Annotated in this window: 11 protein-coding genes and 3 pseudogenes; 1 reads left to right on the plus strand and 13 read right to left on the minus strand. The window is 39.1% G+C overall.

The annotated features are described in order from the left end of the window. Positions 1-122: 122 nt before the first annotated feature. The 11 genes and pseudogenes from QUG14_RS14585 to QUG14_RS14635 form a co-directional block, all read right to left on the minus strand. Complete coding sequence (locus QUG14_RS14585) at positions 123-893, minus strand: response regulator transcription factor (RefSeq protein ID WP_289341259.1); 771 nt, start codon at positions 891-893, stop codon at positions 123-125. Further along, on the minus strand, positions 890-2,716 hold the full coding sequence (locus QUG14_RS14590) for a sensor histidine kinase (RefSeq protein ID WP_289341260.1): 1,827 nt from the start codon (positions 2,714-2,716) through the stop codon (positions 890-892). The genes QUG14_RS14585 and QUG14_RS14590 overlap by 4 nt, the downstream gene beginning before the upstream one ends. 107 nt (positions 2,717-2,823) lie before the next feature. Next, positions 2,824-3,852 (minus strand): TRAP transporter substrate-binding protein, encoded by a 1,029-nt coding sequence (locus QUG14_RS14595; RefSeq protein ID WP_289341261.1) that lies wholly within the window; start codon positions 3,850-3,852, stop codon positions 2,824-2,826. A 49-nt stretch (positions 3,853-3,901) separates the two neighbouring features. Further along, positions 3,902-5,197 (minus strand): TRAP transporter large permease, encoded by a 1,296-nt coding sequence (locus QUG14_RS14600; RefSeq protein ID WP_289341262.1) that lies wholly within the window; start codon positions 5,195-5,197, stop codon positions 3,902-3,904. Next, positions 5,198-5,695 (minus strand): TRAP transporter small permease, encoded by a 498-nt coding sequence (locus QUG14_RS14605; protein ID WP_289341263.1) that lies wholly within the window; start codon positions 5,693-5,695, stop codon positions 5,198-5,200. A gap of 856 nt (positions 5,696-6,551) precedes the next feature. Then, positions 6,552-8,051, minus strand: a pseudogene (gene larC, locus QUG14_RS14610) (nickel pincer cofactor biosynthesis protein LarC). Then, positions 8,032-8,799 (minus strand): nickel pincer cofactor biosynthesis protein LarB, encoded by a 768-nt coding sequence (gene larB, locus QUG14_RS14615; RefSeq protein ID WP_289341264.1) that lies wholly within the window; start codon positions 8,797-8,799, stop codon positions 8,032-8,034. The pseudogene larC and the gene larB overlap by 20 nt, the downstream one beginning before the upstream one ends. A 786-nt stretch (positions 8,800-9,585) precedes the next feature. Then, positions 9,586-11,058, minus strand: coding sequence for a gluconokinase (locus QUG14_RS14620; RefSeq protein WP_289341265.1), 1,473 nt, complete (start codon positions 11,056-11,058; stop codon positions 9,586-9,588). 87 nt (positions 11,059-11,145) lie between these two features. Then, positions 11,146-11,946, minus strand: a complete 801-nt coding sequence (gene larE / locus QUG14_RS14625; RefSeq protein ID WP_289341266.1) for an ATP-dependent sacrificial sulfur transferase LarE — start codon at positions 11,944-11,946, stop codon at positions 11,146-11,148. A gap of 78 nt (positions 11,947-12,024) precedes the next feature. Further along, positions 12,025-12,795 carry an SDR family oxidoreductase gene (locus QUG14_RS14630; protein WP_289341267.1) on the minus strand — a complete coding sequence of 257 codons (771 nt, stop codon included), beginning with the start codon at positions 12,793-12,795 and terminating at the stop codon, positions 12,025-12,027. A gap of 19 nt (positions 12,796-12,814) precedes the next feature. Beyond that, complete coding sequence (locus QUG14_RS14635) at positions 12,815-14,083, minus strand: nickel pincer cofactor-dependent isomerase, group 22 (protein ID WP_289341268.1); 1,269 nt, start codon at positions 14,081-14,083, stop codon at positions 12,815-12,817. Positions 14,084-14,350: 267 nt separating this feature from the next. Between QUG14_RS14635 and QUG14_RS14640 the strand changes: the two genes are divergently transcribed. Then, positions 14,351-15,544: an ROK family transcriptional regulator gene (locus tag QUG14_RS14640; RefSeq protein ID WP_289341269.1), complete on the plus strand. Its 1,194-nt coding sequence runs from the start codon at positions 14,351-14,353 to the stop codon at positions 15,542-15,544. A 232-nt stretch (positions 15,545-15,776) separates the two neighbouring features. Here the strand turns inward: QUG14_RS14640 and QUG14_RS14645 are convergent. Next, positions 15,777-15,974, minus strand: a pseudogene (locus QUG14_RS14645) (transposase); the annotation flags it as partial. A gap of 2 nt (positions 15,975-15,976) precedes the next feature. Further along, a pseudogene (locus QUG14_RS29880) lies at positions 15,977-16,129 on the minus strand (transposase); the annotation flags it as partial. Positions 16,130-16,789 lie beyond the last annotated feature (660 nt).

Genomic DNA, 16,789 nt, shown 5'->3' on the forward strand with positions numbered 1-16,789 from the left:
GCGAGTTTTTTTAGGTATTTTTGTGATATTTTAATATTTTGAATATTTGGTTATTAATACCCATGACCTTTCTCCTTCTTATTACAAAAAAAAGAATCAGAAATATACGTTTCTGATTCACCTTATCTTTTTTTTAATTTATCATCGCTGGTTTTGCTGTTGATATTCCGATACTCTGATGGAGAACTTCCTACTATTCTCTTAAAATTGTTACTAAAGTAAGCTAAATCGGAATATCCCACTCTTTCGGCAATCTCAGACATTCTTAAGGTTGTATTTTGCAATAATCGCTTACTTTCTTCAATTCGTAGTTCCGTTATATAATCAACAAACTTTTTATTAAGTTGTTGTTTAAACAGCTGGCTGAGGTAACTGGGATTGATATGAATACTCTCTGCTGCTTCTTTTAAAGTAATTTGATCGAGAGGTGTTTTATTGATATAATCCAATACTCGTTCAATTGTTGATAGTGGAATATTTTCTTTCTCAGACATTGTCGGCTTACTCGTCATACCTTTGTTACTTTTTTTACTCAGCCATTTCTCTAGACAAACTTTTATTTCGCTCTCCTCGACCGGCTTCAGCAGGTAATCCGTTACCCCACTCCGCATTGCCTGTTGAATAAATGGAAACTCATCATGGACGGAGATTACAATAACATCATATTCCCCTTTTAGACCACTAAGTTCCTTAACCAAAGCCAGACCGTCCATAACGGGCATCCGGATATCCGTTAAAATCAGGTCCACATCATTCTTCTTTACCCAATCCAAAGCCTCTAGACCATTTGGGGCTTCATGAACAACCTGCAAGGGAAGATTCAATTTGTTTATTGTCCACTTAAGAGCGGCACGTACCCATCTCTCATCGTCAACTAACAAGATTTTTTTCATTCAATTTCCCCCCCTGTTATTTCCTGCATTGGTAACTGCATCTCAACCACTGTGCCGGATCCCATTTGACTTCTGATTGTTAGCCCATACTCTGCGCCAAATACATAATGAATCCTTTGATGGACATTTAATATGCCGATATGTTTCCCATCTGAGTTTGTTGTTTTCTGTTCAAGCTTCCTAGTAAGTTCATCTAACTTGTGATTCGGGATACCGGCGCCTGTATCTTCTACTCGAATCAGATAGGTGGATTCTGAAAGGGGAATAACCGATATGGTAATCCTGAATTTTTGAAAACTTTGACCAAATGCATGAACAAAACAATTTTCTACTAATGGTTGAAGTGAAAATTTTACTACCTGAAGGTCCATTGCCCATTCGGGAATGATCAATTCATACTCAAATCGGTCTTCGAAACGAAACTTCTGTATCTGAAGATATGTCTCGCAGAACCTAACTTCTTCTCCTAGACTAACGGTGGAAGAATTATTTTTAAGATTGTAGCGAAGTAGTTTTGCTAGTGAATAGGACATGATTGCAATGTTTTCCTGGCGCTCTTCTAACGCCATCCCTCTAATCGTCTCAAGGGAGTTATATAAAAAATGAGGGTTCATTTGAGATTGCAGCATCTTTATTTCAATTTCTTTCTGTTTAAGCGACATTTCCGTTTCTTTTAATTTTGAGACATATACTTCTTCAAGCAAATTCGATAGTTTTTCAACGGTATTGTTAAATCCTGCCGATAACTGACCAATTTCATCATTTGATTCTACTGGGACTCGACCGCTTAGGTTTCCGATTTCTACTTCCTTCATAAACTTTTGCAGGCGTCGTATCGGGCGAATTAAACTTGTTGCAAAGCCGAATCCCACACTGTAGGCAATCATTAATGAGATGATGATCGTCAAAACAATCGTTCTTCCAATTTGAATAATTCCCCCTGTTAAATCTTTATAGGGCACCGCCGTAAAGAAACTCCAGCCTATATTCGGGGAATAGGTGTAGGTGACAAAATCCTTCCGGTCGTTCTTTAATATTTGTGTACTGCTTTCGTTATTTTGGAGTTGTGAGAGCTGGCTAAATTCAACCTTTTTTCCAAGCTTTGAATAATCGGGATGATAGACATAATGCCCTTTCGAATCTAAAATAAAAAAATACCCGTTTCGACTAATCGTTACTTTGTTTGAGATTTCCTCAATTCTTCTAAAGTTAATATCAATAATGAGCATTCCTACAGGGAGCAGGGTCTTAGGATTGTATAACCTCCTGACCAGTGAAATAACCGGCTGCTCTATATTTTTTAATTTAAGCGTTCTCGTTACTAACATTGTCATTCCGTTTAGAGGGACAGATGAATACCAATACTCTTCTCTTATTTTGGTCGAAGGATAGTAATTCCTTATTCCTAGCGTATCAATAGCAATATCATCTTCCACTAAAACTGTAATATTGGATATATCGGCTCGAGAATAGGAGGCATCTTTTAGCGTTTTCCTTGCTGCTTCCACCACATCATCGCTTTTGCCACCTTTTAAAAGACTAGATAGTTCAGGTGAATTAATTATTTTTAAGCTTGTAATCTCAAAATCTTGTAAATAATATTCAATATGTGATTCTACTTGGTCAATAACCTGTCCGCTACTTTGACGGAGTTCGTTTTCCAATTCTACCGAGGATCGATTATAGGATATAATTCCCACTGAAAGCACAGGTAGGATAACGAGAAAGCTAGAAAAAATGCAAAGCTTCATCATCAGTGATTGATTCTTTAAGAGAATATAACGTTCAATAAAATCCTCAGCCTTTCTCCAACGCTTTTGCATTCTTCCACTTCCTCATTCAGATTTAAAATTCCTACCTATTATCAAACAGAAAAGACCCAGCTGGTAAATGGGTAAACTTACCAGCTAGGTATTTTTGTAACAAACTATTATGGGCGAGCTTCTTCAATCGCATCCATTACTTCTTTATATTCTTTTGTATATTCACCAACCATGGACTTTACAGCATTTGTCCAAGGTTTCAGATCTTTGATTTCAGTAAATGTAACACCTGCATCTTTTAACTTCTTTTCTGAACGTTCTTCATATTTATCCCACTCTGCTCTTTGCGTTTCAACAGAATCGAGTGCTGCTTGCTTAATAATTTTTTGGTCTTCTTCTGAAAGCTTATCCCAAGCTACTTTACTAATTAATAGAACCTCAGGAATGCGTTGGTGATGGTCAAGTATTAGGTTTTTAGCCTCTTGATAATGGTTAGATGAATCTAAACTTGGCAGGTTATTTTCTGCTCCATCGATAATTCCTGTTTGAAGGGCACTGAATACTTCTCCATAAGGCATTGGAGTGGCACTAGCTCCTAAGGCTGCCATGAAATCAATATTGATTTTACTTTGTTGTACACGAATCTTTTGTCCTTTTAAATCCTCTACATTTTCAAGAGGTTTTGTAGAGTAAAAACTACGAGAACCGGAATCGTAATAGGCTAACCCCTTCATCTTAGATTGCTCAAGTCCATCTAGTAATTTCGTTCCCATTTCTCCATTTAAGAAGTTCCAAAGATGTTCTTCACTCTCAAATACATAAGGAAGTCCAAGCGGTGTAAATTGATTATTGAATTCAGCAAGTGGACTAGAATTGATACGAGTAAACTCAATGGCTCCAAGTTGAACCTGCTCCAGTACTGATTTTTCATCGCCTAATTGTGCAGATGGATAGACTTCAATTTTGATACGTCCGTCCGTTCTTTCCTCTACTAATTCAGCAAACTTCTTGTCACCAAGTACAGTCGGATAATCAGGCGGTTGATTGTCTGCAAGACGGAACGTGTAGGATGGTTTTTCTTCTTTCTTGTTCCCCTCGCTATTTGTGTTCGTTGTTTCTTTCCCGCCGCACGCAGCAAGGATTGAACCCATTAAAAGTGTTGCGGCTAAAATACCTGTAATCTTTTTACTGATCAAAATCTACACCCCTTTTAATTTTTATATAATCTTCACCATTTTTCCACGGTTACTTGACTAACAGATTTGGTAGCCACATAACAACCTCTGGAATATAGGTGATAATTAACAGAACTACGAGTAAAGCATAGAAAAATGGCATCATCGCTTTTGTTCCTTGCTGGATCGAGACCTTCCCTATCGCACATCCGACAAATAAAACGGTTCCAACTGGCGGTGTCAATAAGCCTATTCCTGCGTTTAAAATTAGGACTATCCCGAAATGGACAGGATCCATACCAAAGCTCGTAACAACCGGAAGAAGAATCGGTGTCATAATTAAAATCATTGGTGCCATATCCATTGGCGCACCAAGCAGCAGTAATAAGATATTAATAATCAATAGAATGATAAGTGGATTATCAGAAATACTTAAGAACAGGTCGGTTACCATAGCGGGAATTTGCAAATAAGCCAGTATCCATCCAAATGATGCAGATGCTGCAATTAAGAAAAATACCATCGATACCGTTCGCATTGTTCTTGTGAGTATTTTCCAAATACTTGAGATTGGCGCTTCTCTATAGATGACAAATGCTAGAATAAAAGAATATAAGCACGCTAATGCACCTGACTCAGTGGCCGTAAACCAGCCACTCATGATTCCGCCTAAGATAATGACTGCGGGACTTAATGATAAAAGACCGTGCAAGAGAATGCCGCCGATTTGTGATTTTGGCACTGGATCTGCTTTACCGTATCCACGTTTTCTGGCAATAATATAGCTTGTAATCATAAGAGAAATTAACATAATGAATCCAGGAACGACACCTGCCATAAATAGACTGGCGATTGATACGCCCCCAGCTGCTAACGAGTAAAGGACAAGATTATGACTTGGTGGTACTACTACACCTTGGATAGCCGAAGCAATGGTAACACCTACCGCATAATCTGCTTCGTATCCTTTCTTTTTCATCATTGGAATCATGACAGACCCAACGGATGAAACGTCTGCGACGGCAGATCCTGAGATGTTTCCAAAAAACAAGGCCGCCACACTATTTACCATTGCAAGTCCACCGCGTATTCTTCCCACTAGTAAACTCGCAAAATTTACGATCCTTGTGGCCAGTCCCCCTTCACTCATAATTTGTCCTGTCAGGATAAAGAATGGGATCGCTAGCAGGGAAAAGGAGTTCATCCCCTGAACCATTTGCTGGCCAATAACCGGCAGCGGAATTTTCATATAGATTACTGTTAGCAAGGATGATGCCACAAGCGTAAGAGCAATCGGAAAACGAAGTAGGACTAGAATAACAAAGCTTGAAAGTAAGATAATAATTCCGATTGTGTTTGTGTCCATTTATAAATCCTCCTCCATATCCTTATGTCTTGTTGTGTTAATATTAAAGAATTGCAGGAGCGAGTAACCACAAATCATAACACCTGTGATGGGCATTGCTACATAGGTGATACTACTAGGAAGTTTTGTTGCCGGAAGAGTTGATTCCGACGTCAACAATGTAAATTCCCACCCCTGGACTACGAGGTAAAAACCAAAAGCAAATACCGATGCACTAATAATCTTATCTAGGACTTTATTAAAACTTTTAGGAAATAGATTGGTAAATGAATCAATCCCCAAATGGATATACTCCCTAAAGCCTATTGCAATCGCCATAAAGGCAAACCAAGCTAACAGTAGCAGTGTAATTTCTTCGGACCAAAAGAATACAAAATTAAATAATTTCCGGGTCATGACTTGCGTGGTAACAACAAAAATTAGTGCAACCAAAAATAGTAAAGTGAATTTCTCGAAAATAGTGTCTATAGCTTTAAACACCTTTTTGATGTAATCCAAGTGAATCCCCCCTTCATTGAAAACGTTTACTTAGTAATCATTTTACAAATCCGGGGGATGATTTAAAATGTTGTTTTTTTAGAAGAATTTGTGATTTTTTTAGGGTAAATGATATTTCGAAAGCCTTTTCATTTAATGGTGCTCGGATTGCGGTGTTTGGTGGATTTTTTGTTTGTTCAATAAACTAATTAATTAGTTTCAGTTTAACATTCACCTTCAATAGCGTCAATATGGTCTGAGGGGGACATATCTGGTAGAAAAATTGCCGTTACAGCTTTATGTTAAAGTGTTGAATTGGTTAGGTAGGTAAACAAATCAATTATGCCGATAAGCTGGGGAACTATGCAGGTAGGCGGAAAAAATTCGCAGGTGGAGGACTTATTTCGGCAGGTAGGAGGATTTTCATTAAAAAAGGGAATACCTATATGGCATCTTGGTACGAATCCCACACTAAATATCATATAATTTTACCATTTATAGGAAAAATAAATAACGAAGCCAGGCATTGGCCTAGCTGTTTCAGCTTTCCGTTTAGGTGTTTAATTGATTAGGCAGATAAACAAATCAATTATGCAGATAAGATGGGGAACTATGCAGGTAGGCGGAAAAAATTCGCAGGTGGAGGAATCATTTTGGCAGGTAGGAGGGTTTTCATTAAAACCCAAATTGATTTATACATAGCTATCCTCTACATGTAAGCTCTGCTTTCTCATTGGTTTTTTTAGGTTGTTTTATAGATTCCTCATCCGGAATCATTTTGTTCAGGCGCTGCCAAGATTCCTTATTTTCACAGAAAAAGACTATCCCAAAATATAGGATAGCCTCATTACATTTAATACAGATACTCGCTTAAATATTAGGTATCTATTTCCTTCCAAACCTGTTCATAGACCTTTTTCAATGGAATATCGTGGAGTCGTGCTAAGCTCTTACATTCCTCATATTCCGGTGCACGCTGCACCACTTGTCCATTTAGGATACCTTCTTTTACGGTTACGGTTCCCCACTTTGTTTCCGCTTTTTTGTATATTCTTTCTAACCGATGAACGGTTAAAGGATAATAACGCACACCTAGTGTTGTTGTTTCTTTAAAAAGAATTTCCTTCATTTTGGTTACATTTTCGAGAGAGCATAATAACTGAAGTAATATTCCCGGTCTGTTTTTTTTCATATATATCGGGGTATAAAAAACATCATTTGCCCCAGCCTCAAAAAGCAGATCCATAACATACCCCAGCCATTCTCCTGGCATATCATCTAAATTAACTTCCATCTTGATCATAGAATCGTCAAGGTGTTCAAAATTAGGAGGGTGAGAACTCATTTAGTATACTCCTCTCGCTAATAAATATCTCTGCGTTTAGCCTCATACTGTTTTAGTTTATTCACCAATGATGACGCGAACAACATTAGGACGGTCTTTAAATGTTTTTGTCCCCGCACCATAACCAATTGAGGCCACTTTCATTGATGGAATAGAGCAAAACTCCTCAGCGAGGACAGCTATGATTGCTGCTCCAGTAGGTGTAGTAAGTTCAAATCTCACCTCAGAGTGTTCAATCGGAACTCCTTTTAAAATTTCGAGTGTTGCAGGCGCTGGTACTGGATAGATGCCATGATCAATTTTAATTTTTCCCGTTCCAACCGGAACCGGCGATGATTTAATTGCTGATACTTCTAACTGATGGATTAAGATAGCAGTCCCAATAATATCAATAATTGAATCTACAGCACCCACCTCATGGAAATGAACATTTTCCAATGGAACACCATGAATATGCCCCTCTGCCTCACCTATTTTTTTAAAAATCTTCAAGGCAGTATCTTTCACCTGTTGGGAAAAATCGGCCTCTTCAATCATTTTCACAATATCTTTATACGAACGGTGGTCATGATGGTGATTATGGGTATGTACGTGTTCATGGTCGTGTGTGTGATCATGGGTATGAGTGTGATCATGGTCATGTGTATGTTCATGGGTATGAGTGTGAGCATGGTCATGAGCGTGTTCATGAGTATGAGCGTGTCCATGGTCATGCGTGTGATCATGAGTATGAGTGTGTCCATGGTCGTCAGTGTGTTCATGAGTATGAGTATGAGCGTGTCCATGATCGTGAGTATGTCCATGATCATGATGGTGGTGATGGTGATCATGATTTGCCAGCACTACATCAAACTTTGTACTTGTAATTCCATTCTTTATAACCTTTTTCCATGTTAATTCATATTCATCTTCAATATCAAGCTTCTTTAATTCTTCTACTAATTTTACCGGGTCAGCACCAGCGTCAATGAGTGCTCCAATAACCATATCCCCGCTAACTCCTGAAAAACAATCAAAATAAAGTGTCTTCATTTCTTTCCCCTTTTTGTGCAAGTTGATGAATTAATACAGCGTTATACCCACCGCCAAAACCATTATCAATATTTACAACGCTAATGCCAGAAGCACATGAATTTAACATCGTCAGTAAAGCAGATAATCCATTAAAATTAGCTCCATAGCCAACACTCGTCGGAACGGCGATTACCGGGTGAGAAACGAGTCCTCCAACGACACTCGGCAGAGCCCCTTCCATCCCAGCTACCACAACAGAGACCGTTGCCTTTTGAATTTCTTCGGCATGACTAAGTAACCGATGAATCCCAGCTACGCCAACATCGTAAATTCGATGAACTTTACTTCCTAATATTTCTGCAGTAACGGCTGCTTCTTCTGCCACCCGTAGATCAGAGGTTCCTGCCGCAACAATAGCTATGTATCCATGAGTGTTTTCATTTGTTTTTTGCTCTTTCCAAAATAGAATCTGAGCGATTTCATGATAGGTAAATTCGGGGCAAGCTCGTTGGACAACTTCTGCTTTCTCTGCTGATATTCTTGTGACCATTACTTGATTGTTTCTTGCCCTTAATGCTTCAATAATAGAAATAATTTGTTCAGCCGTTTTCCCTTCACCGTAGACTACTTCGGGAAAGCCCTGTCGCTTCTTCCGATGGTGATCAACTTTTGCGAATCCCAAATTCTCAAATGTCGCTAATTGATCTTTTGCTTCAGCAATACTGAGGGTACCTTTTTGAACTTGTTCTAAAATTTCTTCTAGCATTGTATTCCCCCCTTTATTCTATCCTCCCTGGTCCTAATGAAGGACAAATCTCACGCCACTTTATCAAGATTTGTCCTTAAGACCCTCGATGAAGGACAAATCTCACGCCACTTCACCAAGATTTGTCCTTAAGACCCTCGATGAAGGACAAATCCTCCGCCACTTCACCAAGATTTGTCCTTAAGACCCTCGATGAAGGACAAATCTTCTCACCCCTTACCAAGATTTGTCCTTAAGACCCTCAATGAAGGACAAATCTTCCGCCACTTCACCAAGATTTGTCCTTAAGACCCTCGATGAAGGACAAATCTCACGCCACTTCACCAAGATTTGTACTTAAGACCCTCGATGAAGACAAATCTCACGCCACTTCACCAAGATTTGTCCTTAACACCCTCGATGAAGGACAAATCTTCCGCCACTTCACCAAGATTTGTCCTTAAGACCCTCGATGAAGGACAAATCCTCCGCCACTTTACCAAGATTTGTCCTTAATACCCTCGATGAAGGACAAATCTCACGCCACTTCACCAAGATTTGTCCTTAAGACCCTCGATGAAGGACAAATCTCACGCCACTTTAACAAGAATTGTCCTTAAGACCCTTGATGAAGGACAAATCTCACACCACTTTACCAGGATTTGTCCTTAACACCCTCGATGAAGGACAAATCTTCCGCCACTTTACCAAGATTTGTCCTTAAGTCCCTCGATGAAGGACAAATCTTCTCACGCCTTACCAGGATTTGTCCTTAACACCCAAGATAAGACAACCCTAAGACCTTTTTTAATAATACTTCACCATATCCTTAGCAAGTCTTGAATAGTTTTCATAAAGTGCTTTATAGACTTTACTATTTTCCTTATTCGGTAACACGGCCTCACCCATCGGGATATTCTTTTTAATGTCTTCGAAAGAATCCACTCTGCCAATCCCCACTAAAGCGGTCCATGCAGCGCCCCATGCGGCACTATGATGACTTTCAGATACATAAATTTCTGCTTCAAAGATGTCCGCCATCATTTGCAGCCAAAGTGGTGATCTTGCCAATCCACCGTTAACGTAGATTTTTTTCGGTTCGCCCGCCAATCTTTCCAGCGCTTTACCGATTTGATAGAGATTAAAAGTAATACCCTCAAGGACAGCACGGATAAAATGTTCTTTTTTATGCGTAATCGAAACGCCATAAAAATTGCCCTTGGCACGTTGATTCCATATCGGTGCTCTTTCCCCATTTAAATAAGGCAGAAACAGAATACCCTCTGCACCAGGAGCAACCTTTTCAGCGTCCCTCAAGAAATCAGTAAAATCCCTTTGGTCATTCAGAAGATCTTTTAACCATTGTAAGACAATACCGCCATTGTTTGTTGGTCCACCAACAATCGTTGAATCGGCAGTAAAGGAATAACAAAAGGTTTCTTGATTTTCATCAATTTTTACCCCTTTGTTGATTTGCCTGATGGCACCACTTGTCCCAACAGAAACCGCAACTTCTCCAGGGAGTATCGCTCCAATGCCTAGGTTTGCCAATTGACCATCAGCTGCACCCATTACAAAGGGCATTTCTGGATTAATTCCCATTTCGGCAGCAATTTCTCTGTTAAGACCTGTTAACACATTGGTAGGGGCAACAATTTCAGAAAGTTGTTCCCTAGAAATCTCTGTCATCTCTAATAACTCAGGCTCCCAATCAAGCGTAGCTGGATTAAACAATCCTGTTGCCGACGCCATCGAAAAATCAATTACCCTTTGTCCAAACCAGCAATAGAGTAAATATTCTTTAATGGACATAAAATACGCGGCTTCTTTATATGGCTGATAGTTATTTTCCTTCATCCACAAAAGCTTGCTAAATGGGGTCATTGGGTGAATTGGTGTACCTGTTTTCGAAAAAATACTCTTACCAATACTTCCTTTTATTGCCTCTGCTTGAGCAACGCTTCTTCCATCTGCCCAAATAAGGGCAGGAGAAATTGGACTGCCTTCTTCATTCACACACAGAAGTGAGTGCATCGCTGCTGAAAACCCTAGAGTTATTAACTCATCCTTACTTATTGCCGCTTTTTCAATGGCTTCCTTAATAGCCAGAACAGCAGAACGCTCTATTTCCACTGGACTTTGTTCCGACCAGCCTTGCTCTGGATAATGAAAGTTGTTCATTTTCTCGACGTCTGATATTAATTTCCCATTTATGTCAAATACACATGCTTTTACACTAGTGGTTCCGATATCAAGTCCCAATACAAACTCTCTTGACATAGTTTTCATCTTCCTTTTCAACTATCAATGTTGTCATTTATGTTAGAAAAGGCTTTGGAATTTTCCAAAGCCCTTTTTGTTTCAACCCTACGATAATACCTTGTTCATACTTCCGCTCTGATATCCTAGTAAATCTAATGTTATATATTTATATCCATATTCTTGAAGTTCGCGAACAATCGAATCATGATTCTCAAGAACTGTCTTCATATCATTCGGTTCTACTTCAATTCTAGCGATTTCATCATGAGTCCGAACTCTTACTTGGCGGATACGAAGACTTTTTAAAAAGCTTTCTGCCCGCTCAACCTTTGTCAGCTTTTCTTTTGTAATATATTCCCCATATGCAATCCTAGAAGATAAACAGGCAAAGGATGGTTTATCCCATGTTGGCAAATCAAACTGCTGTGAAAGTTCTCTAATTTCCTGTTTAAATAAATTCGCCTCTAGTAAAGGGCCACGAATACCCTTCTCCTTAGCAGCCTGCATCCCTGGCCGATGTTCATTCATATCATCAGCGATGACTCCATAAATGACATTTTGAAATCCCTTTTCTTCCATTACCGGTATTAAATGATCGAATAAACTACTTTTGCAAAAGTAACAACGGTTTTTGTTATTCTCTGCATAACCAGGAATCGCTAATTCTGATGTTTCAATTACCTGGTGCTTAACTCCAATTTTACTTGCGAGCACTCGTGCCTCTTCAAGTTCACTTGAAGGATACGTTTCCGAATCTGCAGTGACGGCTAGAACACGTTCTGTCCCTAGTGTATCAACGGCTGCCTTTAGTAGAAATGTACTATCAACACCACCTGAGAATGCTACAACGACTGATTCCATGTCACGGAGAATAGACTGTAATTTATTATATTTCTCTGTTAGCAAGGTCTCATCTCCCCACGTACTTTCTATATCTATCCACTAATTAACATATTAATTGGACATTCACCTTATGTCCAAGAATTATATTGTCATCGCTCCAAATCCACCGTCAACGCGCAGTAATGCACCTGTTACAAAACTTGAAGCTTTATCTGACGCTAGAAAAACGGTAGCACCTTGAAGTTCTTCCGCCTCCCCAAAACGTTCCATAGGGGTATGGGCCATGATGGATTCAATTCTTTCTTTGTCTAAAATTTTTCGATTTTGTTCCGCTGGGAAGAATCCTGGAATAATAGCATTTACACGAATTCCGCTAGTAGCGAATTCACGAGCTAGGAATTGAGTTACACTATTAAGTCCTGCTTTTGAAACAGAATACGTAAATACTCTTGATAATGGAGTTGTAGAAGAAACAGATGAAATATTAATAATACTTCCTTGTCTTTCTTGTTCAATCATTCGTTTAGCAAAAATTTGACAAGTCATCACGATTCCTTTTAAGTTAATATCCATTATCTTATCGTACTCGTCCATGTCTAAATCAAAAAATGGTGTTGGGCTGTTGGTGCCTGGTGCATTTAAAAGAATATCCCAGCCGCCAGACCATTGTTCGATCTCATTTGCAACCTGTACTAAAGAATCCTTAGAGCTCACGTCTGCAGAGAATGCTTTTGCTTCGCCGCCATTTTCCACGATTTCCTTCACAACCTGTTCAGCAGTTTCTAAGTTACGGCCGACGATGGCAACCTTAGCCCCGTGTTCAGCCAAGCCTTTCGCCATAGCTGAACCTAATACACCATTTCCTCCAATTGCTACCGCAGTTTTCCCCGTTAAATCGAATAAATTTGTCATGTTTCAACTCTCCCTAGTTTTAAAATAAGTTTCCTTTTTCATCAAATGGAAGTTCATAAAGATCAGAAATCAACTCCATATTTGGATGTTGTTTCACATAATCAACCAATGCTTCAGATACTTCAATTTCACTTAACTCTAATGTATTTTTAATGCGGACCATTTTAACTTTTGAGAAATCTAAGATATTACTTGTTTTAACAGCTGCTTGTATCGCTTCACGGTCATTTGGCAAAGTAGTCGCAATTTTTGTCGGTGCTACAACCGTTGAAGTTAACCCATTGGCATAGGTTACTTCTAGGTCCATTCTGTCAACTAAACGCTGAGTTGTAAAATCGGCTGTACCCACACCATTGGCATTACCCTCCGTTTGTGGAGTTAAACCGAGAACGACCATTTTGTTTACATCTGGCCCACCGTGTGCATATGGGGTAGGATATCGACCAGTGATGTTCGGATCCATACCATCCCCCGAGATATTTTTCCCGATCTGATCAATGACAAGGACTTCTAATTGTTCAAAGTAAAGCTTTGGTAATAATTCCTTTGCTTTTGCCTGCAAGTCTGCTTCTCTTCCGATTACTTCTTCAGGAGAAAGTACATCAACCACCGCAACCTTATCGAATGCATTTTCAATCGTTGCAACCCCAAAAAGGAATGGCTTTTTCTCCATAATCATTTTGGCCATCGCAGGCACATTTTCTGCCATATACTTAAAGCCCAATTGATGACAAGCCTCGGCACCTCTTTGTTTACCTAATCCAATACTAATCATCTTCATGATGCCACTTTCAACTGGTCCACGGAATGCCGTATGCGGTTTTATCCGATTGATTACGACCATACCATCTGCGTTTGCAGCATATTGGTCAACGTAAACAGGTAATCCATTAGGCAGTTCTCCAATTTTCACAACTTCCATTGAAGAGCGAATTTCACAGCCCACACTCTCTTCTGTTACTCCAAGATGAGCTAAAACCTCCCGTTGCCCTTCTGCAGTTGCTCCGCCATGACTTCCCATACTTGGTACAATAAATGGTTTTGCGCCTAGTACTATTAAAAATTTTACGGTTACTGCCGTTAATTCTACAAGGCGGTCAAGGCCCCGACTTCCAACTGCCACCGCTATTTCCATGCCAGGTTTAATTTTTGACTTTATGTGTTCTTGCTGTAACTTTTCCATCAATACTGGCTCTAAATCATCTATTTTTTTATTATCAAACTTCACTTGGACTTTTGCCATCTTTGGTACTGGAATATCCTTTAATAAGTCTTGCAGAATGCCCATATTTACTCACTCCTTTAATATACAAAGTGTTCCACAGGGAATTATATTCCATGTATGGAAATACACCAAATCTACTTTAACCTCCAGTGTAATCCCTTTCAAATCCCCTTATGTAAATATAATATTGTAAAATCATTTTAATTTGTTTACCAAACAAACTAATTACCTGTATAATAACATTATGCATTATTTACGTCAATTGTATTGCCCTCTTTTTCACCATTAAATATTTCATTACTCATAAAAAATCAACCTAGGAGGTGCTCTATGATCACAGGAGATGCTTCATATATTAAAAAGATAAATCGCTCCTTAATTATTAGCAAAATAATTGAGCATGGAACGATATCACGAGCAGACTTAGCAAAGATTACAGGCCTCAATAAAGCAACTATTTCAGTCCAAGCGGCTGATTTGTTAGAAGAACAATTAATTATTGAGACTCAGCAGGAGCATAAGAATTTAGGCAGAAGGCCCATTATGCTTTCTATTAACCATTTAGCTGGATATGCTTTAGGAATCGACTTGGATCATAGTGCTATTACTTTCACCCTTTCAGATTTAAGCGGGACTTCCCTTCACACTCAATCAATGGAGTTGGAAACAACAGATTACAATACAATTCTAGAGCTTTTAGCAAAACAGATTTCGCACTTTAAACAAAAATGTTCACATGCACCCTATGGACTAATTGGAGTGGTCATTGGAATCCATGGAATCGTCAATAACGACGAAACCATTTATTTTGTTCCACACCATCAATGGCATAATAAAGACTTAAAATCAGATTTAATAAATGAAACCGGTGTCAATATTTTTATCGAAAATAATGCGAATCTATGTTCATTTGCGGAAATTGTCTATAAACATTATCATAGTGAAAATTTATTATCGGTTAGTTTGTATTCCGGAATCGGTCTAGGAATTATGGTAAAAAGCAAATTACTTAAAGGCTGCGATGGTTATGCAGGCGAGATTGGCCATATGATTATCGTTCCAGATGGGCTTCCTTGCAGATGTGGAAATTTAGGCTGCTGGGAACAATACGCGTCCGAATCAAGCTTTATGAAACTTTTGTCGACGACACAAAATAAAGCCAATGTCACCTATGAAGATTTACGTGATTGGTTCACGGTGCAGGACCCGGTTACCGATAGGTTAATGAAAGATTATATAAAGTTTCTATCATATGGGCTAAACAATATTATTAATCTTTATAATCCGGAGATTTTAGTGATTAATAGTGAATTACTCCGATTGTATCCAAACGCATTAGAAGAAATTAAAGCGCATCTAACCTCTACTGTAGGTCAGTATCGGAAGCTATTGATTTCAGAATTCGGTAAAAATGCATGCAGTATGGGCGCTTGTGCGTTAGCCATTAAGAACTTTTTGGAAGTTAAAGAGTTAAGTTTAGCTATTGATGAATCCAAAACACCACAAGAGTACAGCCCTCAATAACTGAGGGCTCAGATTGTCGAGAAAGGGTATCTTTCTCGGCAATTTTTTATTTAAACAAAGACTAACCTACGATTTTTTTTAAAAATTCCTGCCTGCTCAATGGCCTGTTGATTTCCGCTCCAGGTGCTTCGCTTTCCGCGGGCGTGCCGGGAAGCCTCCTCGGCGCTGAAGCGCCTGCGGGGTCTCCCCCTGCCCCGTACTCCCGCAGGAGTCTTCGCACCTTCCGCTCCAATCAACAGGGGTGCATTAACTTAGAATTGCCACACACTTTTTCCAGCCTAGACAAGTGTGTGGCAATCTTTTTTATATTTTGGCATGCTGTGGTGAGTAACACTTGCTCACTCTCATTATGCAATCCCCGTAACCTACAATAGCGAAGCCCATGCAGTTCTTTTGAATCTGCGAAGCTTCGCTCTACTTTTTCCTTTCTTGTATTGGGTCCGAAGGACGCTCTTTATTTTCAGAGTAAAAAGGACGGACTCTCTCACCAATAAAAGAAAAGTCGATATATTTGTCCACCTTTCTTAACAGGTGATCTTGAGGCACTAAATCATCAATGAATACAAATTCCGCTTCAGTTTGTATCTCTTTTTTGGCTTATACATTTAATCCACCGTCTATTAATATTAATAGTATTATACAAAATTAACGCAGTGAATCGTTAAAGTTATTGGAAATAAAGTCTCCTTTTCTGTAAGATTGGTGCCATTATCAATATAGATAGCAAGGAGTGGATTGGAGCGAAAGGTGCTTGACTCCTGCGGGATGTAGAGGAAAGGTCGAGACCCCACAGACGCGCAGCGTCGAGGAGGCTCGACTTTCTCCCCGCGGAAAGCAAGCACCTGTAGCGGAAAGGAACGGTCCATTTATATACAAAAAACAACATTCTATAAAAAAAGAGCCAAAATAAAAGACTGTCGAGAGTTTCTCGACAGCCTGAGCTCCCAATAACTGAGGGCTTTTTTCTTTGCAGCTCCTTTCCAAACACGTAAACAAATGAAAAACCAAGTAAAACGGAGAAAAGGTAAGGAAAAGACTGATGATACACGCTTTCTTCCATATTGTTCTCGTTTTCATGGTCTTTGTTTCCGTTTTCAGCGACATTGTGGATAGTTTCCAAATACTAGATAATAAGAGTATCAAATCACTGGAGGTTAAACACATGAAAAAGATCTTATTAACATTAATTGAGAAGTTTGAGAAGAACACAGATTACTTGCCATTTGATACACACGAACCAATCGT

The organism is Neobacillus sp. CF12, assembly GCF_030348765.1.
Taxonomy (GTDB): domain Bacteria; phylum Bacillota; class Bacilli; order Bacillales; family Cytobacillaceae; genus Neobacillus.